Raw genomic sequence first — 17,731 nt, forward strand, 5'->3', positions numbered from 1 at the left:
AACTTATATCTAACTGTTAGAATGACACAAATTTTTTTTGCTTGGAGAACCAATGATTAAAGTCGGCATCGTCGGAGGCACCGGATACACAGGTGTTGAGTTACTACGCATCTTAGCAACCCATCCAGAGGCGCAGCTGACCGCAATCACTTCCCGCAAGGAAGATGGTTTGCCGGTAGCCGACATGTACCCTTCTTTACGCGGCCGTGTTCCATTGGCATTTAGCTCGCCGGACAAAGCCAACTTAAACGACTGCGACGTGGTTTTTTTCGCAACTCCGCATGGCGTTGCAATGGCGCAAACTCCAGAATTATTGGCCGCTGGCGTTAAGGTAATCGACTTAGCGGCAGATTTCCGCCTCAAAGATGTTGCCCAATTTCAACAATGGTACGGAATTCCCCACACTTGCCCAGACGTTCTGCACGAAGCTGTGTATGGATTACCGGAATTGAACCGCGAGGCGATTAAATCAGCCCGCGTTATCGGCAATCCCGGCTGCTACCCAACGACCATGCAACTGGGCTTTTATCCTTTGCTGAAAGCTGGAATCATCGATGCAAGCAATTTGATCGCCGATTGCAAATCCGGCGTTTCGGGCGCTGGGCGTAAAGCAGAAATCGGGATTTTGTTTTCCGAAGCTAGCGATAATTTCAAAGCCTACGCCGTTGCAGGGCATCGGCACGTTCCAGAGACGGTCGAACAGCTACAAAAAATGTGCGCCGCTCCGGTTAACCTCATTTTCACGCCGCACTTAGTCCCGATGATACGCGGCATGCATTCGACCTTGTACGCCAAGCTGACCACTGAGATTAGCAATGAAGCGTTGCAAGAGCTGTTTGAAAGCACCTACCGCGATGAGCAATTCGTCGATGTCATGCCGTTCGGCAGCCATCCAGAAACCCGCTCCACTCGCGGCTCGAACATGTTACGAATTGCTCTGCATCGCCCGGCAAACGGCGCGACCTTAATCGTCTTGGTGGTGCAGGACAATTTGATGAAAGGGGCTGCCGGACAAGCGGTCCAATGCATGAATTTAATGTTTGGCTTGCAGGAAAATTGTGGTTTAACTCACGTACCGCTTTTGCCTTAATTCACGGCTTTTTTACCAAAACACCATGAAAAATAACAGCTCAAAATATAAAACGATTTCCAGCATCAAGGTGGTGGAAAGCGATAATTCGCTGCTGAAATGGTCAATCATCGTTCTCGTTATCGTTGGCGCCATGGCGGCCATTTCATTTTTTACCTACCGCCTCGGCGGCACCATCAGCGGCGTAGCCCCGACCAAAGAACAACTGTCGCAACTCAAGGAAAAGGTTGAGCAACTCGATAGCGAGCGTGAAAAACTCTCTAGCACCGCCAACAGTGCGGACAGCGAGCTCAATATTGAGCGCGCCACCCAAAAACAACTAGCGACCCAAGTTCAAGCACTCACCGCCGAAAACAATAAGCTCAAAGAAGATTTAGCCTTCTTCGAAAACCTCATCCCAGCCGCTAGCGGGCCAGAGGGAATTCGGATCGGCGCATTCAAAGCTGACGCCAGCAATAAGCTGCAAGTGCAATACCGCGTCTTGGTCATGCAAGGCGGTAAAAATGTGCAGGATTTTGTCGGTGAATTACAATTTAACGCTACTATATTGCTGGGCGGAAAAACTGTTATTCTTACGCTTCCTGAGCCAAAAGATAACGCGGCCAAGTTGAAGTTATCGTTTAAATACTATCAACGCATGGAAGGCAGTCTTGCCCTCCCTGAAGGTGCAGTTCTGAAGTCCTTGCAAGCGCGCATTTTGGACCGAGGCCAACTTCGCACCTATCAGTCGATCAATTTCTAGAGGAAGTTCATGTTCAACCGTAAAAACAAAAGTACGATTGATAGTTTAATCGGCCTTTCAACCAATATTGATGGCAACCTGTATTTCAAGGGCGGATTGCGTATAGATGGCAATGTCAAAGGCAATGTGATTGCCGAAGAAGATCAGGGCAGCATGTTGATCATCTCCGAAAACGCGACCATTTGCGGCGAAGTTCGTGCGGCCCATGTAGTGGTCGATGGCACTATTTTAGGCCCCGTGTTTTCGTCTGAATTGCTCGAGTTATTGCCAAAAGCGCGCATCACTGGCGACGTTAACTACAAAGCCTTAGAAATGAATAGCGGCGCAACCGTGACTGGGCTATTAACCCACAATGCCAGCGGCGTGCCAGGCGAGGCGATTTTGCAACTTTCCTCGTCGCAAGCAGACGATTGACCAACGCGCTATAATGAACAACTAGTTAGCGCAACCCGTTGCTCATTTTTTAAGAGCAAAGCGCCTGAAACACAGCAATGCATAGATGCTATGCAAGTACCACGTCAAGGAGTCTATTATGAATGCCGTCACAGAAATGCCAGCACCAATTATCTTTACCGATAGCGCTGCCTCTAAAGTAGCCCAGTTAATCGAAGAAGAAGGCAATCCTGATTTGAAATTACGCGTCTTTGTTCAAGGCGGCGGTTGTTCTGGATTTCAATATGGATTTACCTTCGATGAAATCACCAACGAAGACGACACAACAATGACCAAAAATGGTGTGCATTTGTTGATCGATTCAATGAGCTATCAATATTTAGTTGGCGCCGAGATCGACTATAAAGACGATTTAGAAGGTGCCCAATTCGTGATTAAGAATCCGAATGCCACCACCACTTGCGGCTGCGGCTCTTCTTTCTCCGCTTAAGTTATTGGCGTGTAAAAAATTAAAGGACGCGTTAGCGTCCTTTTTTTGTTGGCGTAAACGGAGTTGATTTGAGATCTTCGATTCACGCATCATCGACGGCGCGCCAACCGGAATTTTTCGACGATTGAATTAAATTCACCTGAACTCGTTGCCAGAATTCATCTTGCTTTCCAGCACATTTTCGTACACTGAGGTTTATGAAAACACATTCAGCCCATTTCAATCCCGAGCGCCAACGCCAAGTCTTGCAGGCCTTACTCAAGGTATTGCCAGCCAATTGCGTCTTGCATGAACTCGAGGACACCAAACCCTACGAATGCGACGGCTTAGCGGCGTACACCGAACTGCCAATGATCGTGGTGTTGCCCGAAGACGAGCAGCAAATATTAGCGACGTTGGGGGTTTGCCGCGAGTTAGCCGTTCCCATCGTGCCGCGTGGGGCAGGCACCGGATTGTCGGGTGGAGCGATGCCAACTTCAGACGGCATCGTGCTCTCAACGGCCAAGTTAAAACGCATCGTCCAACTCGATAAAAACGCACGTACCGCCATCGTGCAACCGGGCGTGCGCAATTTGGCGATCTCCGAAGCGGCAGCTCCCCTCGGCTTGTATTACGCGCCCGATCCCTCGTCGCAAATCGCTTGCACTATCGGCGGCAACGTGTCCGAGAATTCAGGCGGAGTGCATTGCCTCAAATATGGATTAACACTGCACAACGTGCTGCGCGTGCGGATTGCGACGATTGATGGCGAAATGATTGAACTCGGCAGCGCCGCCTTGGATGCGCCCGGTTTGGATTTGATGTCAGTCTTTATTGGCTCCGAAGGCATGCTCGGGATCGTCACGGAAGTTACCGTTAAATTAGTCCCTAAACCAGAATGCGCGCAAGTGATTATGGCGTCATTTGACGACGTTATTACCGCCTGCAACGCCGTGTCTGACATCATCAAAGCGGGCATTATTCCAGCAGGTTTAGAAATGATGGATCAACGCTCGGTGCACATGGTGGAGCCGTTTGTCAAAGCTGGTTATGACCTCAACGCCGCAGCGATTTTGTTGTGCGAATCCGATGGCAGCGAAACCGAAGTGCGCGACGAAATTGAACGTATGAGCCGAGTCTTGCAACAAGCTGGCGCGACCGCAATTGCGGTATCGAATTCCGAAGCCGAACGTTTACGTTTTTGGTCTGGCCGCAAAAATGCCTTCCCCGCTGCGGGCCGTATATCACCGGACTACTACTGCATGGACGGCACGATTCCACGCAAAAAATTAGCCCAAGTTTTACAGGGAATTGCCGATCTGGAAATCAAACATCAACTGCGCTGCGCTAACGTATTCCACGCGGGCGACGGCAACTTACATCCCTTGATTTTATTTGATACCAACACGCCGGGCGAGCTCGACCGCGCCGAACAATTTGGTACCGATATTTTGGCGATGTGCGTCGATGTTGGCGGCACGATTACTGGCGAGCATGGCGTCGGCATCGAAAAGATTAACGCGATGTGTTTGCAGTTTACGAGCGAAGAAAACGACGCGTTTTTCGCGGTGAAACGCGCCTTTGATCCAGCCGGCTTACTTAATCCAACCAAGACGATTCCGACCTTGCATCGCTGTGCCGAATTTGGGCGCGAACACGTACATCACGGTCAGCAAAAGTTTCCCGATTTACCGCGCTTTTAACCTATTAAAACTATTTTATGGTGACTGAATTTATCGACCGCATCAAAGCGGCCACAGCACAAAAGCAAGCGCTTTGCATTCAAGGTGGCGGCACCAAAAATTGGTACGGCCAAGCCGCGCAAGGCGACTTGTTATCGACGCGCAGCTACGCCGGAATTATTGATTACGACCCCAGCGAGTTAGTCATCACTGCGCGCTGCGGAACACCGTTATCCGAGATCAAAAAAGTCCTTGCCGAACAAAATCAATTTCTGGCCTTCGAGCCGCCCTCGTTCGGCGCGGATGCGACAATCGGCGGCGCAGTCGCAAGCGGATTGGCTGGCCCACGGCGCGCCTATGCTGGCGGCGTGCGTGACTTTGTCTTAGGTGTTGTGTTACTCAACGGCAGCGCGCAACGTTTAACCTTCGGCGGACAAGTGATGAAGAACGTGGCCGGTTACGATGTCTCTCGGATGCTGGCCGGTTCGATGGGCAGCCTAGGATTGCTACTGGAATTGTCCATCAAAGTTTTGCCAGTGCCGCATAGCGAAGCCACGTTACGCTTTGAATTATCCGAAGCCGACGCACTCGCCAAACTCAATCAGTGGGGCGGCATGCCAATACCGATTTCAGCCTCAAGCTGGGAACAGGGGCAATTAAGCTTGCGCCTGTCCGGCTCAGAACCCGCCATCCAGCAAGCCAAACAGCAGCTTGGTGGCGAGCAGCTCAACGCTGATTTGGCAGCCCAATATTGGTCTGAGTTGAATGAACAAACAGCCGCTTTCTTCCAACAAACCGGCGCGTTATGGCGTTTGTCGGTGCCATCGACTTGCCCCTGCATTGATCTCGGGCCGGCGCAATTAATCGAATGGGGCGGCGCGCAGCGTTGGGTGTATTTACCGCAAAATCATAACGCGCAGCAGTTGCGCCAACAGATCAGTGCAATGGGCGGACATGCTACTTTATTCAAAGGCGGCGACAAATCGATCGGCGTATTCCAAGCGCTGCCCAAACCCTTATTCAATGTCCATCAACGGCTGAAATCCGCCTTTGATCCAGCCGGGATTTTTAATCCTGGTCGTCTCTATCCTGAGCTTTAACACTATGCAAACCAATCTCGCTGACCACTACAAAAACAGCCACGCCGGAAACGTTGCAGAGGAAATTTTAGGCAAATGCGTGCATTGCGGTTTCTGCACCGCAACCTGCCCGACTTATCAATTATTAGGCGATGAATTGGACGGCCCGCGCGGACGTATTTATCTCATCAAGCAAGTATTAGAAGGTCAACCCGCCACCGAAAAAACACTCTCGCATCTTGATCGTTGCCTAACGTGCCGCAGCTGCGAAAGCACTTGCCCGTCCGGTGTCGAGTACGGGAAATTAGTCGAAATTGGCCGTCACATCGTGGAAGACCAAGTCGCTCGGCCATTGATGCAGCAACTCGAACGTGCCGCGCTCAAAACCGTCTTGCCGCGCAATTGGTTGTTCACACCACTTCTGCGCACGGGTCAAGCGTTACGACCATTGCTACCCAAGCACATCGCCTCCAAAGTGCCGAAATTCCAAGCCCAAACCGCGCGGCCAAGCAGCCAACATGCGCGCAAAATGATCGTCTTAGAGGGCTGCGTTCAACCCAGTATTTCACCCAACATCAATGCCGCCACGGCGCGTGTCTTTGATCGCTTAAAGATTCAATTAATCGCCGCGCCAAAAGCCGGTTGCTGCGGCGCGATCCGTTCGCATTTGAATGATCTCGAAGGCGGCATGGCAGATGCCAAGCGCAATATCGATGCTTGGATTCCGTTATTAGATGCTGGCGCAGAAGCGATCATCATGACCGCGTCCGGTTGCGGCACAACAGTTAAAGAATATGGCTACCTGCTGTCGCAAGACGCGCACTACGCTGAAAAGGCCAAACGCATCAGCTCAGTAACGATGGATTTGAGCGAAGTCTTGGCGAGCCAAATCGAAGCGCTCAAAACCTTGCCAACGCAATCAACAACCCAACAAACCATCGCCTATCATCCGCCGTGCAGTTTGCAGCACGGACAAAAAATACACGGCAAAACAGAACAGGTTTTGGCGGCGGTCGGCATCCCAGTAAAACGCTGCACTGACAGCCATATTTGTTGTGGCTCAGCAGGAACGTATTCCATCTTGCAAGCCGATATCGGGCGCAGTTTACGCGATCAAAAATTACAGCACTTGCATGCAACCGGTGCGACCAGTATCGTCACCGCCAATATCGGCTGCATTGGGCATTTGCAATCGGGCACGGATACGCCCGTGCAACATTGGATTGAATTGCTCGATAGCGCGTTAGCTTAATCAAGATGTGGGCAGCGCTATGTGGGCTGCAACGCCTGCATTCCGCGCTCATAGCCAAACTGCCACTGCGCATCTATCATGCGCGCGTACTCGTCGTAGGTCGGCGGCGCGACGATTTCGATTTTGTTTTTGTACCAAATAACTTGTTGCTTGATGCGCTGATGTAAAAACACGTCTTCCATATCCGCCGTATCAAACCAAATATCGGCGGGATGTTCTAGCACATGATCTAAGCGCGCATTACCATCAAACCCTAACACGGTGCGCAATGCGGGTTGGCCGTACATTTTGTCGTAGCCAGCTTTTAATTCCATGATGACCGAGTCGGATAAGCGATGCGCGACCTCAATGGGAAATAAATCCACCACCCCGCCGATGTAATCGCCGCTGGCGTGTGAATGACAGCGAAAATAAAACATGTCTGAAATCGACGCCCGCACCGCATCGATCAGCGGCATGCTACCGTCAGTCAAAATCTGCGCAGCGATTGCCGTGTCACCAAATTGCGGCAAGCTCAATGGCGAGGCCATATCACCAATTAATTCCGCAGCGCGCGGCTCACAAAAAACGATTTCGGAAAATAATTTACGTGCACCACGCGGTTGGCCAACTTCCGATTCTTGGTAATTTAATTTGCCTGCCACGATGGCTAAACTTGGCGCAGTTTTTTGAGCCGCAACTGGTTTAAAAGTCGCTTCTGGCAAAGGCAATTGCGCGGGAATTTCAAACATATAATCGTTGAACAAATCCGGAATCACCGCCGCACTTTTGCCAAAAAAACGCCGCCGCATCGCCCCGGCAAACGTCCCCAACAAAGTCGCATCGCGCTTAGCGCGGAGTGATCGCCAATATTGGTACATCTGCGGCGCGGCCAGCCACGCTTTACGCTCGGCATCATTGGGCAGAGATTGAATCAACGACGCGGCAATCGCCCCGCCGCAACTGGCCAATAAAATATCCGGGTGCTTATCTGCTTCGCACATCGCGGCATAGGCGCCCAAGTAATAGCCCAAGTGAAAGCCGCCGCCTGCCATCACCATGCAGCGTTGATATTTTGTTGTTGTCATTATTTTTTGGTTAAGAAATTGGAGGAATTAGTGGAATTTCGCTATTTTAGGGCTTGTTTCAGCGCGAAGCACGCAGGGCTAGGTCGTCCCAACATTGCCTTTCCTGATTTTCGGTATAAATTGATTGGATAAATTCACAAGTCGCTGCGTCACAACTCACAATCTTACTAGGGCCGAATTGTTGCATGGACACAGAAAAACTCCAATGGCAGGAACAACAATTCCATCAAATCGTTGAAATGGCACCAAACGCCATCGCGCTCATCAATGAACAAGGCATTATCGAAGTCGCCAACAAGCAAATGGAAATTATTTTTGGCTATTCGCGCCAAGAATTAATCGGCCAGCCCTTAGCAATTTTGCTACCCGCAAGCATCAAAGTAAGGCATCAACAGCATCAGCAGACGTTCTTTTCCAATCCCCATGCACGCAGCCTCAGAGATCGCGGCGATCTGTATGGGCGCCGTAAAAATGGCACCGAAGTCGCGCTCGAAATTGGGCTCAATCCCATCCACACCGACAAGGGCAAAAAAGTCATCGCCACCGTGATTGATGTCTCCGAGCGAACGCGCTATCTGCACGAATTGCACGAATTGACCGAATTGCGGCAAGCTATTCTGGATAGCTCTAATTTTTCGATTATTTGCGCTAATTCCGAAGGACTTATTCAAATATTCAACAAGTCTGCCGAGCGCATGTTGGGATATACCGAGGACGAAATTGTACATAAGCAAACACCGGCGATTTTCCATGACGTTAATGAAGTCATCATCCGAGCGGTGGAACTCAGTGAAGAACTCGGCATGGAAATTGAGCCCGGCTTTGACGCCTTCGTGGCCAAATCGAGGATAAAGCGCGAGCCAGACGAACACGAGTGGACCTACATTCATAAGAATGGCACTCGCATTCCGGTGCTACTGTCCGTGACCGCACTGATTAATAAAGATAACGACATCTCCGGTTATTTAGGCATGGCGGTGGATTTGCGCGAGCAAAAAAAGCAAGAGCGCCAATTGCACGACAATCAGGAATTCTTTCGGGCGCTGTACGAAAACTCGCTCGACGCGCACATGCAAACCGATATTACCAAGGGCTTTATCGGCGCGAATGCCGCCGCGCTAAAGTTGTTTGGTTGCACCGATATTGAAGAATTTCTCGCCCTGTCCCCCACCGAACTATCGCCCGAGTACCAATCTGACGGTCAGCTTTCAAGCGAAAAAGCCTTAGCGATGATGATCACGGCGATGCAAACCGGTTCGCACAAGTTTGAATGGTTGCATCAACGTGTCGATGGCACGCAATTCGATGCCGAAGTAGTGTTGGTGCGCATGACAATTGGCGGCAAAGATTTATTACAAGGCACTGTGCGCGACATATCCGAACGCAAACGCGCCGAGCAAATTAAAAACGCCTTCATCTCCACCGTAAGTCACGAGTTGCGCACGCCACTGACTTCGATTAGCGGCGTGTTGGGACTGGTCGAACAAGGCGTGTTGGGCGCGATTCCCGATGCGGCGCTATCAATGATTAAAATGGCGCACCGAAACAGCCTGCGCTTATCCGATTTGATTAACGATTTGCTCGATATCGAAAAACTCGCTGCTGGACAAATGATTTTCGAGATGCAGGAACAGCGTTTAATGCCGCTGATTCAGCAAGCCGTGAATTCACTCACCACCTATTTTTTACAGTTCAAAGTCAATTGCACGATTAACGCTTTGATTGATCCGACCATCTACGTCGATGAACGCCGCATCATCCAAGTGCTCACTAATTTCCTCTCGAACGCCGCCAAGTTCTCTTACGAAGGCGGGCAAATTGAAGTCGTCGTCAAACTATTGGATGGCAACATCAATCCGCTAGTGCGGGTGGCGGTAATCGATCACGGGATAGGAATGCAAGACAATTTCAAAGTAAAGATTTTTCAAAAATTCTCGCAAGAAGACACGTCCGATACCAGAAAAAAAGGCGGAACGGGTTTGGGCTTGGCGATCTGCAAAGAACTCATCGAGCGCATGCATGGGCAAATTGGCTTTGAGTCTAACCACAACCAGGGCAGCTGCTTTTACTTTGATTTACCGTTGAAGCTATCGCTCTAAAAAGTCACTGCCCAAATCTCATATTTACCAACGAATGGTCGAATTGATCGCACAAAATAGCATTAAAGACAACTATTAGCCGATATAGCGCATCAGGTTTGATTAGAACCCCGCGGAAGGTTACAATTGGCACGTTTTTTGGATGCAACATCGCGCCATGGCGACTCAGATTAAATCCAATCCCCACCTACTAACCGTTTTTATCCTGGCCTGCGTCAACGGCCAGACACAAACAACTGCTTATTTAGCTACTTATTCGTCAAACCTGATTTAGAAAGATTTTCATGAGCCTCCAATGCGGCATCGTCGGCCTTCCAAACGTAGGCAAATCCACCTTATTTAATGCTCTGACCAAAGCGGGCATCCCAGCTGAGAATTATCCGTTCTGCACCATTGAGCCTAACGTCGGCGTGGTGGAAGTTCCAGATCCTCGCTTGGACCAGTTAGCCGCCATCGTCAAACCAGAGCGCATCCAAAACGCGATTGTTGAATTCGTCGATATCGCTGGCTTGGTCGCTGGTGCTTCCAAGGGTGAAGGCTTAGGTAACCAATTTTTAGCGCACATCCGCGAGACCGATGCGATTGTCAATGTGGTGCGATGCTTTGAAGACGATAATGTGATTCACGTCGCGGGCAAAGTCAGTCCATTGGACGACATCGAAGTAATTCAAACCGAATTGGCCTTGGCCGATATGGGCACCGTTGAAAAAGCAATTCACCGCGAAAATAAAAAAGCCCGTTCTGGCGACAAAGACGCGGCCAAATTAGTCGACTTATTAGAGCGCATCATGCCCGCCTTAAACGACGCCAAACCAGTGCGCTCATTAGGTTTAGATGCCGAAGAAATGCTGCTCATCAAACCACTGTGCTTAATCACCGCCAAGCCAGCGATGTATGTGGCAAACGTATCCGACAGTGGCTTTACTAACAATCCGCTGTTAGATCAATTAACCGTGTACGCGGCGTCGCAAAACGCGCCTATCGTGTCGATCTGCGCATCGATTGAATCTGAAATCGCCGACTTAGAAGACGACGACAAAAAAGCCTTCTTGGATGACATGGGGATGGAAGAGCCAGGCTTGGATCGCTTGATTCGCGCCGCTTTCAAATTGCTCGGCTTGCAAACCTACTTCACCGCGGGCGTCAAAGAAGTCCGCGCTTGGACTATTCATGTTGGCGATACTGCGCCACAAGCCGCCGGTGTGATTCACACTGACTTTGAACGCGGATTTATCCGAGCACAAACCATTGCGTTTGACGACTTCATCCAATTCAAGGGCGAAGCCGGTGCCAAAGAAGCCGGAAAAATGCGCGCTGAAGGTAAGGAATATGTGGTCAAAGATGGCGACGTATTGAACTTCTTGTTCAACGTTTAAGGCGCGATAAAGTTGTTGATAAAGCCCAGTTCCGACTGGGCTTTTTTGTATTTCATCGAATCAGGAGACTAAACATGAGCCATCTATTTTCGTCACGCCGCAAGTTGTTATTGAACTCGTTGGCCGTTGCAGCCTTGGGAGCATTGTCGAGTGCCGCTAGCCGCGCCGCGCAAGAAATCAATAACAGCAATCCAGCCAACAAACAATACAAAGCGGTATTTCAAGTCACCGACAACGATGCGCAAAAATGGAATCTGACTTTGGGTAATGCGCACAATTTACAAAACGATTTAGGCGCGAAAAATGTCACGATTGAAATCGTGGCGTTTGGGCCGGGAATTGCGATGTTTAAATTAGGTTCCGAATGCACCGATAAAATCGTCGATGCGCTCAATAACGGCATCACAATCAGCATCTGCGAAAACAGTATGCGCGGCCATCAATGGAAGCACGAAGATATGTTGGCCGGCATCAGCTACGTGCCGGCGGGAGTATCGGCAGTGGTACAACGCGAAGCGGCTGGTTACGCTTATGTGCGCTCGTAAAATGAGTCGCCCGGGCGGCAATCAGCTAGCGGCTTGCAATGAGTCAGCTCGCTTTTTGCGCTTGCAGTAATTCGTATTTAGCTTGAAGTTGTTCCGGCGTTTCGCGCCACGCCGGATCAAACGGAATGCAGGCGACCGGACAGACTTGTTGGCATTGCGGTTCGCTGTAATGCCCTACACATTCGGTGCATTTATTGGGATCAATTTCGTAAATTTCAGGCCCCATATAAATCGCTTCATTGGGGCATTCTGGCTCGCATACGTCGCAGTTAATGCAATCATCGGTGATAAGTAATGCCATGCTAAAACCTACACTCCCTTATCTTTCAATTCTTGCAAAGCCTGCGCTGCGCTGACTTTCTCTTGTAACCAACGATCGACCGACGGGAACACAAACTTAGACACATCGCCGCCAAATTGCGCGATCTCGCGCACGATGGTGCCGGAGATAAATTGGTACTGATCGGACGGAGTCAAAAACAATGTTTCCACATCCGGCAACAAATAGCGATTCATCCCCGCCATTTGAAATTCGTATTCAAAATCGGACACCGCACGCAAACCACGCACAATTACGCGCGCATCGTTCTTGCGCACAAAATCTTTCAGCAGACCAGAAAAGCTCTCAACCCGCACATTCGGATAATGGCCTAGAACCTCGTTCGCAATGGTCAGGCGCTCTTCCAGCGAGAAAAACGGCTTCTTGTTTTTGCTATCGGCCACACCAACGACCAACGTATCAAACAAGCCAGATGCGCGACGCACTAAATCTTCGTGACCGCGCGTTAAGGGATCAAAAGTACCTGGATATACCGCTGTAACCATTACTGCTCCTAGTAGTCTGCTAGAGAAAGGCAAAAATCAACCCGCATTATGCCTGAAAATAGTGTCAAGTTTCGCTCTCAGAGTGGATTAGTTATTGCGCTGCAACAAATGAAAAAAAACTTTTCCGGCGCGATCGGCGCGGATTACTTGCCAATTACTTAAATCTGGCGGCAAATTGTCGCCGGTCAGCGTATGTTCGGCTTCCAGGTACAACAAACCATCTGGCTTTAATAACGTCACGCAATGCGGCAAGATTGAGCTCAAGATATCGTGATGAAACGGCGGATCGAGGAAAATCACATCAAATTGTTCGCCCTTGGCGGCTAATTTCTGAGCGATTAGCTTAGCGTCGCCGCGCACAATCTGAATCTGCTGGGCTTGCAGCTTGTCTTTGGCTTTTTCGAGTTGCGCCACGGCCGGTGGATGCGCTTCGACTGACGTGACTTGCGCGGCACCGCGACTAGCCGCTTCAAATCCCAGCGCACCGCTTCCAGCATACAAATCCAAACAACGCACCTGCGACCAATTTTGTTGGAATAAAAAACTCAGCCAGTTAAATACTGTTTCCCGCACGCGATCAGGCGTGGGACGCAATCCCGGCGCATCCACCACCGTCAGCGGCGTGCGCTTCCACAGGCCGCCGATGATGCGAACTTGTTGCTGGGAAGATATTTTTTGCATAATTAATACATTAGTAATAAATGAGGCCATACTGGCCCAATCGGCGTCCAAACTAGCTCAATTAAGCCCAGTCTGTCTGCTAAAATGACGCACATTGTAGCCTGACTCGGTCTAACCACTTACCCCATCCATGTTTAGTTTCTTCAAAAAAAAACCAAAAACCGACGAAGTGGTGAACGCACCCGCTTCGTCAGAACAATCCGACACCGCACCTGATTCCACCGATTTACCCGTCGCTCCCGGCAACAACGCCGAAGCCAAGCAATCGTGGTTATCGCGCCTTAAAGCTGGCCTGGCCAAAACGTCCAACAATCTGTCCAGTTTATTCGTCGGCGCAAAAATCGATGACGATTTGTACGAAGAACTAGAATCCGCCCTGCTGATGTCAGACGCTGGGATGGAAGCCACCTTGTATTTATTGGACGAGTTAAAAAAACAGGTTAAGCAGCAAAAATTAACTGAAGCCGAACAAGTTAAAGCAGCGCTTAAAACTATTTTTATCGACTTCTTATCCCCGCTCGAAAAAACCCTAGAACTAGGCCAGCATCAGCCGCTAGTGATGATGATCGCTGGCGTCAACGGCGCTGGCAAAACCACCACTATCGGCAAACTGGCCAAGCATTTGCAAGCACACGGTCAATCGGTGTTATTAGCCGCTGGAGACACCTTTCGCGCCGCAGCGCGTGAGCAACTCACCATTTGGGGTGAGCGCAACAACGTTACGGTAATCGCGCAAGAATCCGGTGATCCGGCCGCGGTGGCGTTTGATTCAGTCAATTCAGCCATTGCCAAGGGAATCAATGTGGTGATGGTCGATACCGCAGGCCGCCTACCTAGTCAGTTGCATTTGATGGAAGAATTAAAGAAGATTAAACGCGTAGTCACCAAAGGCATGGCCAGCGCTCCGCACGAGGTGTTATTGGTAATCGACGGCAATACCGGGCAAAACGCGCTAGCACAAGTCCAAGCATTTGACGATGCAATTCAATTGACCGGATTAGTCATTACCAAGCTCGATGGAACCGCTAAAGGCGGGATTTTGGCTGCCATCGCCAAGACGCGCCCAATTCCCGTGTACTTCATCGGCGTGGGTGAAAAAATCGAAGATTTGCAGCCATTTAACGCCACCGAATTTGTGGACGCTTTGTTAGGTTAATCTGAGGAATCGAATTAGTTTGGATACACCAATCGACATCAGCACGGACAAGTCAAAACTCAATCTCGACTTCTTGCACGCCGAATTAAGCCAACAATATTGGTCGCTCGGTATTCCGCGTGCTACTGTCGAACAAGTGATTGCCAACTCGTTATGCTTTGGCGTGTATTTGACCGAATCACAGCAACAAATTGGTTTTGCGCGCGTGACCACAGATTTTGCGACCTTCGCGTATTTGGCGGACGTCTTTATCCAAACCGATTACCAAGGTCGCGGTTATGCCAAGACATTAATCGCTGCCATCAAAGCGCATCCCGATTTGCAGGGCTTGCGCCGCTGGATGTTAATCACCCGCGATGCACACAATTTATACAAGCAGTTCGGCTTTACCCCGCTGGCTAATCCGGGCCGCGCCATGGAAATCACCCAACCTAATATCTATCAAACACCATGATCGAATTTAAACAGGTCAGCAAACATTTTCCACCCAGCGTTTCCGCATTAAGCGATGTTTCGTTTTCGATTGCGCGCGGCGAATTGGTCTTTTTGGCCGGCCCATCGGGCGCAGGTAAATCAACGATTCTGAAAATGATTGCGGCCATGGAGCGCCCAAGCAGCGGGCAGGTGTTAGTCAATGGGCAAAATATCGCGGGACTAAAATCAGCCAGCCTGCCCTATTTTCGGCGCAACTTGGGTCTGATCCTGCAAGACCATGCGCTGCTGCTCGATCGCTCCGTGTTAGCCAATGTGATGCTGCCGTTGATGATTAGCGGCGCAACCACCAAAGACGCATTAATCCGTGCCAATGCGGCATTGGATAGAATGGATTTAGCCGACAAGGCCGATTCCTTTCCTTTGGCACTGTCAGGCGGAGAACAGCAGCGAGTTGCCATTGCACGCGCGATTGTGAATCGCCCGCAAGTGATTTTGGCCGATGAACCAACCGCTTACCTGGATCGAGATAACGCTAAAAAGGTCATGGACGCTTTACGGGCGTTTCAAGCGGCGGGCGTTACCTGCATTGTTTCCAGCCACGATGAAGAATTCCTAGGCAAAGCTGAGCGGGTGATTTATTTAAATCAAGGCAAGCAAAGCCAAAGCTGGCAATCTGCCGTATAAGCCCCCAATCGCTCATCACCGCTTGGCCACCGATCAACCACTGATACACAGAACGCTATGAAAATTTGGTTCCGACAACACGCTGCCGCCAGCTTAGACGCAGCAAAGCAAATTCTCCGCGCACCGGGTAATTTCCTATTCAACGTGATCGTGGTCGCGGTCGCCTTGTCCTTACCGATTGCGGGATTAACGTTGATTGAGAACGTGCGCCCGATTTCCAATGAGCTCGCTATCGAACCGGAATTAAGCCTATTTTTGAAAACCAACGTTAGTCGCGCCGATGCAACCGCATTTGCCGATACTTTGAAGAAAACTGTCAAAAGCGCGCAAACCTCAGCCAAGATAACTTTCGTGCCGCGCGAAAAAGCACTAGTCAGCATGCAAACCAATTCCAACTTGGGTGACGTGCTGTCAACCTTGGGCGAAAATCCGCTGCCCGATGCATACATCCTCAGCTTTGAGCAACATATTGAATTAAGTACCCAACAATCCACCCCCGCCAAGATCGAAGCCTTGGCTGCCCAGTTGCAAAAGTTGCCCGAAGTAGATCATGTGCAAATTGATTCCAACTGGATCAAGCGTCTCGCCGCCCTGCTGCATCTGGCGCAATTTGTCTTGATCGCTTTGGCGATTATTTTGAGTGTGGTGGTTATAACGGTGGTCTTTAACGCGACGCGCTTGCAAGTACTGTCACGCCAAGCCGAGATCGCGGTAATTCGCCTGCTAGGAGCAACTAGTCAATATATTAGCCGTCCTTACTATTACACCGGCGCAATATTGGGTCTGGTATCGGGTGCGGTGTCTTTAGGCATCGTCGCTGGTGCATTGCATCCTATGAATCAGGCCATCTCAGAATTCGCGAGTTTATATGGCTCGGAATTTCAATTGGCACCACTTAATGCGGTTTTCAGCCTATATTTGCTGGTTTTAAGCGCTTTATTAGGCTTATTTGGGGCCTTTTTATCAGTTCGTCATCAAGCCAAGCAAATTTCATAAGTAGTTTCCGCAAAATCATCGTTTCTCTTTGTTTTTTGCCTAAAAACAGATCAGAATCGACTGATTTAGCCGTAAATGTCTCCGTTTTTTACAACAATTAACCTTGATTAGCACTCTTCCCAATAGAGTGCTAATATAATGTTTGAACGCGATAAATTCATTTATTGAAGTTAAGCAATAGATAATGATTGGAGTGTAAGGAAACAACATGAGCCATTCAACAACACTATCATCCAATAACACTGCATTAGCGCTGGGCTTTACCGGAACGCTAGGCAATATCGACGCCTACATTTCCGCGGTCAATCGCCTGCCGATGCTGACTCAAGAAGAAGAAACCCGCTTAGCCACCGCCTTGCGCGACCAAAATGATTTGGGCGCTGCGCAGCAAATGGTTCTGTCCCATTTACGCTTAGTGGTTTCGATCGCCCGCGGCTATTTAGGCTATGGCCTGCCGCACGCTGATTTGATTCAAGAAGGCAATATCGGCTTAATGAAAGCGGTAAAACGCTTTAATCCTGACCAAGGTGTGCGTTTAGTGTCCTATGCGATGCATTGGATTAAAGCCGAGATGCACGAATACATTTTAAAAAATTGGCGTTTGGTCAAAGTTGCGACAACCAAAGCGCAACGTAAATTGTTCTTCAACCTGCGCAGCCACAAAATCGGTTTTGAAAGCATGACCCAAAGCCAGATCGATAATTTGGCTGAGACGCTCAACGTCAAGCGCGAAGAAGTCATCGAGATGGAAATGCGTTTAGCGGGTCGCGACATGGCCTTAGACGCGCCGACCGACGACGAAGACGACAAATTTGCACCGATTGCTTATTTATCGAGCGATAACAATGAACCAACCAAGGTATTGGAAGCGCAGCATTACGACCAACTCCAAACTACCGGTTTGGAAACAGCACTTGAAAACCTCGATCCACGCTCACGTCGAATTATCGAGGCACGTTGGTTAGCCAATGATGACGGCAGCGGTGCTACGTTGCATGATTTGGCGGCCGAGTTCAGTGTTTCGGCTGAACGAATTCGTCAAATTGAAAGCGCGGCGTTGAAGAAAATGAAAGGCAGTTTGGCTGCTTATGCTTAAGTATTAGCAATGATCGCCCCAATAAAAAACGCTCTTAACGAGCGTTTTTTGTTGGGGCAACAGT

Annotated in this window: 19 protein-coding genes; 15 read left to right on the forward strand and 4 right to left on the reverse strand. The window is 49.8% G+C overall.

Annotated elements, in window-relative coordinates; all coding sequences use genetic code 11:
- Positions 1 to 52: 52 nt before the first annotated feature.
- The 7 genes from argC (at position 53) to glcF (ending at position 6,707) form a co-directional block, all read left to right on the forward strand.
- Positions 53 to 1,090: an N-acetyl-gamma-glutamyl-phosphate reductase gene (gene argC, locus E2I14_RS09125; RefSeq protein ID WP_133327666.1), complete on the forward strand. Its 1,038-nt coding sequence runs from the start codon at positions 53 to 55 to the stop codon at positions 1,088 to 1,090.
- Positions 1,091 to 1,115: 25 nt separating this feature from the next.
- Positions 1,116 to 1,832, forward strand: coding sequence for a DUF6776 family protein (locus E2I14_RS09130; protein ID WP_227544673.1), 717 nt, complete (start codon positions 1,116 to 1,118; stop codon positions 1,830 to 1,832).
- Positions 1,833 to 1,841: 9 nt separating this feature from the next.
- Complete coding sequence (locus tag E2I14_RS09135) at positions 1,842 to 2,246, forward strand: bactofilin family protein (RefSeq protein ID WP_133327668.1); 405 nt, start codon at positions 1,842 to 1,844, stop codon at positions 2,244 to 2,246.
- Positions 2,247 to 2,364: 118 nt separating this feature from the next.
- Positions 2,365 to 2,715, forward strand: coding sequence for an iron-sulfur cluster insertion protein ErpA (gene erpA / locus E2I14_RS09140; RefSeq protein WP_133327670.1), 351 nt, complete (start codon positions 2,365 to 2,367; stop codon positions 2,713 to 2,715).
- A 197-nt stretch (positions 2,716 to 2,912) separates the two neighbouring features.
- Entirely contained in the window at positions 2,913 to 4,397 is a 1,485-nt protein-coding gene (locus E2I14_RS09145; RefSeq protein WP_133327672.1) for an FAD-linked oxidase C-terminal domain-containing protein, read from the forward strand.
- A 17-nt stretch (positions 4,398 to 4,414) separates the two neighbouring features.
- Positions 4,415 to 5,476 carry a glycolate oxidase subunit GlcE gene (gene glcE / locus E2I14_RS09150; RefSeq protein WP_133327674.1) on the forward strand — a complete coding sequence of 354 codons (1,062 nt, stop codon included), beginning with the start codon at positions 4,415 to 4,417 and terminating at the stop codon, positions 5,474 to 5,476.
- Positions 5,477 to 5,480: 4 nt separating this feature from the next.
- Positions 5,481 to 6,707, forward strand: coding sequence for a glycolate oxidase subunit GlcF (gene glcF, locus E2I14_RS09155; protein ID WP_133327676.1), 1,227 nt, complete (start codon positions 5,481 to 5,483; stop codon positions 6,705 to 6,707).
- Positions 6,708 to 6,724: 17 nt separating this feature from the next.
- Here the strand turns inward: glcF and E2I14_RS09160 are convergent, their stop codons facing one another.
- Positions 6,725 to 7,774, reverse strand: coding sequence for a patatin-like phospholipase family protein (locus E2I14_RS09160; protein WP_133327678.1), 1,050 nt, complete (start codon positions 7,772 to 7,774; stop codon positions 6,725 to 6,727).
- A 185-nt stretch (positions 7,775 to 7,959) separates the two neighbouring features.
- Between E2I14_RS09160 and E2I14_RS09165 the strand changes: the two genes are divergently transcribed.
- The 3 genes from E2I14_RS09165 to E2I14_RS09175 all read left to right on the forward strand — a co-directional run bounded on the left by E2I14_RS09165 (position 7,960) and on the right by E2I14_RS09175 (position 11,794).
- A complete protein-coding gene (locus E2I14_RS09165; RefSeq protein ID WP_133327680.1) occupies positions 7,960 to 9,873 on the forward strand; it encodes a PAS domain-containing sensor histidine kinase in 1,914 nt (637 codons plus the stop codon).
- 284 nt (positions 9,874 to 10,157) lie between these two features.
- Complete coding sequence (ychF, locus tag E2I14_RS09170) at positions 10,158 to 11,249, forward strand: redox-regulated ATPase YchF (protein ID WP_133327682.1); 1,092 nt, start codon at positions 10,158 to 10,160, stop codon at positions 11,247 to 11,249.
- Between the two features lie 74 nt (positions 11,250 to 11,323).
- Complete coding sequence (locus E2I14_RS09175; protein WP_133327684.1) at positions 11,324 to 11,794, forward strand: DsrE family protein; 471 nt, start codon at positions 11,324 to 11,326, stop codon at positions 11,792 to 11,794.
- A 43-nt stretch (positions 11,795 to 11,837) separates the two neighbouring features.
- On the opposite strand, the gene E2I14_RS09180 is transcribed toward E2I14_RS09175, so the two are convergent.
- From E2I14_RS09180 to rsmD, 3 genes are all read right to left on the reverse strand, one after another.
- Entirely contained in the window at positions 11,838 to 12,095 is a 258-nt protein-coding gene (locus tag E2I14_RS09180) for a YfhL family 4Fe-4S dicluster ferredoxin (RefSeq protein WP_133327685.1), read from the reverse strand.
- 8 nt (positions 12,096 to 12,103) lie between these two features.
- Positions 12,104 to 12,619 carry a pantetheine-phosphate adenylyltransferase gene (coaD, locus tag E2I14_RS09185; RefSeq protein WP_133327687.1) on the reverse strand — a complete coding sequence of 172 codons (516 nt, stop codon included), beginning with the start codon at positions 12,617 to 12,619 and terminating at the stop codon, positions 12,104 to 12,106.
- 87 nt (positions 12,620 to 12,706) lie between these two features.
- Positions 12,707 to 13,300, reverse strand: coding sequence for a 16S rRNA (guanine(966)-N(2))-methyltransferase RsmD (gene rsmD, locus E2I14_RS09190; protein ID WP_133327689.1), 594 nt, complete (start codon positions 13,298 to 13,300; stop codon positions 12,707 to 12,709).
- Positions 13,301 to 13,430: 130 nt separating this feature from the next.
- On the opposite strand from rsmD, the gene ftsY reads away from it, so the two are divergent.
- The 5 genes from ftsY (at position 13,431) to rpoH (ending at position 17,667) form a co-directional block, all read left to right on the forward strand.
- A complete protein-coding gene (gene ftsY / locus E2I14_RS09195) occupies positions 13,431 to 14,456 on the forward strand; it encodes a signal recognition particle-docking protein FtsY (RefSeq protein WP_133327691.1) in 1,026 nt (341 codons plus the stop codon).
- A gap of 19 nt (positions 14,457 to 14,475) precedes the next feature.
- Complete coding sequence (locus E2I14_RS09200) at positions 14,476 to 14,910, forward strand: GNAT family N-acetyltransferase (protein WP_227544674.1); 435 nt, start codon at positions 14,476 to 14,478, stop codon at positions 14,908 to 14,910.
- Positions 14,907 to 15,575: a cell division ATP-binding protein FtsE gene (locus E2I14_RS09205; protein ID WP_133327695.1), complete on the forward strand. Its 669-nt coding sequence runs from the start codon at positions 14,907 to 14,909 to the stop codon at positions 15,573 to 15,575. Before E2I14_RS09200 ends, E2I14_RS09205 begins: the two co-directional genes overlap by 4 nt.
- Before the next feature lie 57 nt (positions 15,576 to 15,632).
- Entirely contained in the window at positions 15,633 to 16,571 is a 939-nt protein-coding gene (locus tag E2I14_RS09210) for a cell division protein FtsX (RefSeq protein WP_133327697.1), read from the forward strand.
- Positions 16,572 to 16,779: 208 nt separating this feature from the next.
- A complete protein-coding gene (gene rpoH, locus E2I14_RS09215; protein ID WP_133327699.1) occupies positions 16,780 to 17,667 on the forward strand; it encodes an RNA polymerase sigma factor RpoH in 888 nt (295 codons plus the stop codon).
- The last annotated feature ends 64 nt before the right edge of the window (positions 17,668 to 17,731 follow it).

The sequence above is a fragment of the Sapientia aquatica genome (genome assembly GCF_004358105.1).
GTDB lineage: Bacteria > Pseudomonadota > Gammaproteobacteria > Burkholderiales > Burkholderiaceae_D > Solimicrobium > Solimicrobium aquaticum.

What these genes read in the sequence shown, in the direction of transcription:
- argC (WP_133327666.1), top strand. Translation starts at nt 53, where the DNA reads ATGATTAAAGTCGGCATCGTCGGAGGCACCGGATACACAGGTGTTGAG.
- E2I14_RS09130 (WP_227544673.1), top strand. Translation starts at nt 1,116, where the DNA reads ATGAAAAATAACAGCTCAAAATATAAAACGATTTCCAGCATCAAGGTG.
- E2I14_RS09135 (WP_133327668.1), top strand. Translation starts at nt 1,842, where the DNA reads ATGTTCAACCGTAAAAACAAAAGTACGATTGATAGTTTAATCGGCCTT.
- erpA (WP_133327670.1), top strand. Translation starts at nt 2,365, where the DNA reads ATGAATGCCGTCACAGAAATGCCAGCACCAATTATCTTTACCGATAGC.
- E2I14_RS09145 (WP_133327672.1), top strand. Translation starts at nt 2,913, where the DNA reads ATGAAAACACATTCAGCCCATTTCAATCCCGAGCGCCAACGCCAAGTC.
- glcE (WP_133327674.1), top strand. Translation starts at nt 4,415, where the DNA reads ATGGTGACTGAATTTATCGACCGCATCAAAGCGGCCACAGCACAAAAG.
- glcF (WP_133327676.1), top strand. Translation starts at nt 5,481, where the DNA reads ATGCAAACCAATCTCGCTGACCACTACAAAAACAGCCACGCCGGAAAC.
- E2I14_RS09160 (WP_133327678.1), bottom strand. Translation starts at nt 7,774, where the DNA reads ATGACAACAACAAAATATCAACGCTGCATGGTGATGGCAGGCGGCGGC.
- E2I14_RS09165 (WP_133327680.1), top strand. Translation starts at nt 7,960, where the DNA reads ATGGACACAGAAAAACTCCAATGGCAGGAACAACAATTCCATCAAATC.
- ychF (WP_133327682.1), top strand. Translation starts at nt 10,158, where the DNA reads ATGAGCCTCCAATGCGGCATCGTCGGCCTTCCAAACGTAGGCAAATCC.
- E2I14_RS09175 (WP_133327684.1), top strand. Translation starts at nt 11,324, where the DNA reads ATGAGCCATCTATTTTCGTCACGCCGCAAGTTGTTATTGAACTCGTTG.
- E2I14_RS09180 (WP_133327685.1), bottom strand. Translation starts at nt 12,095, where the DNA reads ATGGCATTACTTATCACCGATGATTGCATTAACTGCGACGTATGCGAG.
- coaD (WP_133327687.1), bottom strand. Translation starts at nt 12,619, where the DNA reads ATGGTTACAGCGGTATATCCAGGTACTTTTGATCCCTTAACGCGCGGT.
- rsmD (WP_133327689.1), bottom strand. Translation starts at nt 13,300, where the DNA reads ATGCAAAAAATATCTTCCCAGCAACAAGTTCGCATCATCGGCGGCCTG.
- ftsY (WP_133327691.1), top strand. Translation starts at nt 13,431, where the DNA reads ATGTTTAGTTTCTTCAAAAAAAAACCAAAAACCGACGAAGTGGTGAAC.
- E2I14_RS09205 (WP_133327695.1), top strand. Translation starts at nt 14,907, where the DNA reads ATGATCGAATTTAAACAGGTCAGCAAACATTTTCCACCCAGCGTTTCC.
- E2I14_RS09210 (WP_133327697.1), top strand. Translation starts at nt 15,633, where the DNA reads ATGAAAATTTGGTTCCGACAACACGCTGCCGCCAGCTTAGACGCAGCA.
- rpoH (WP_133327699.1), top strand. Translation starts at nt 16,780, where the DNA reads ATGAGCCATTCAACAACACTATCATCCAATAACACTGCATTAGCGCTG.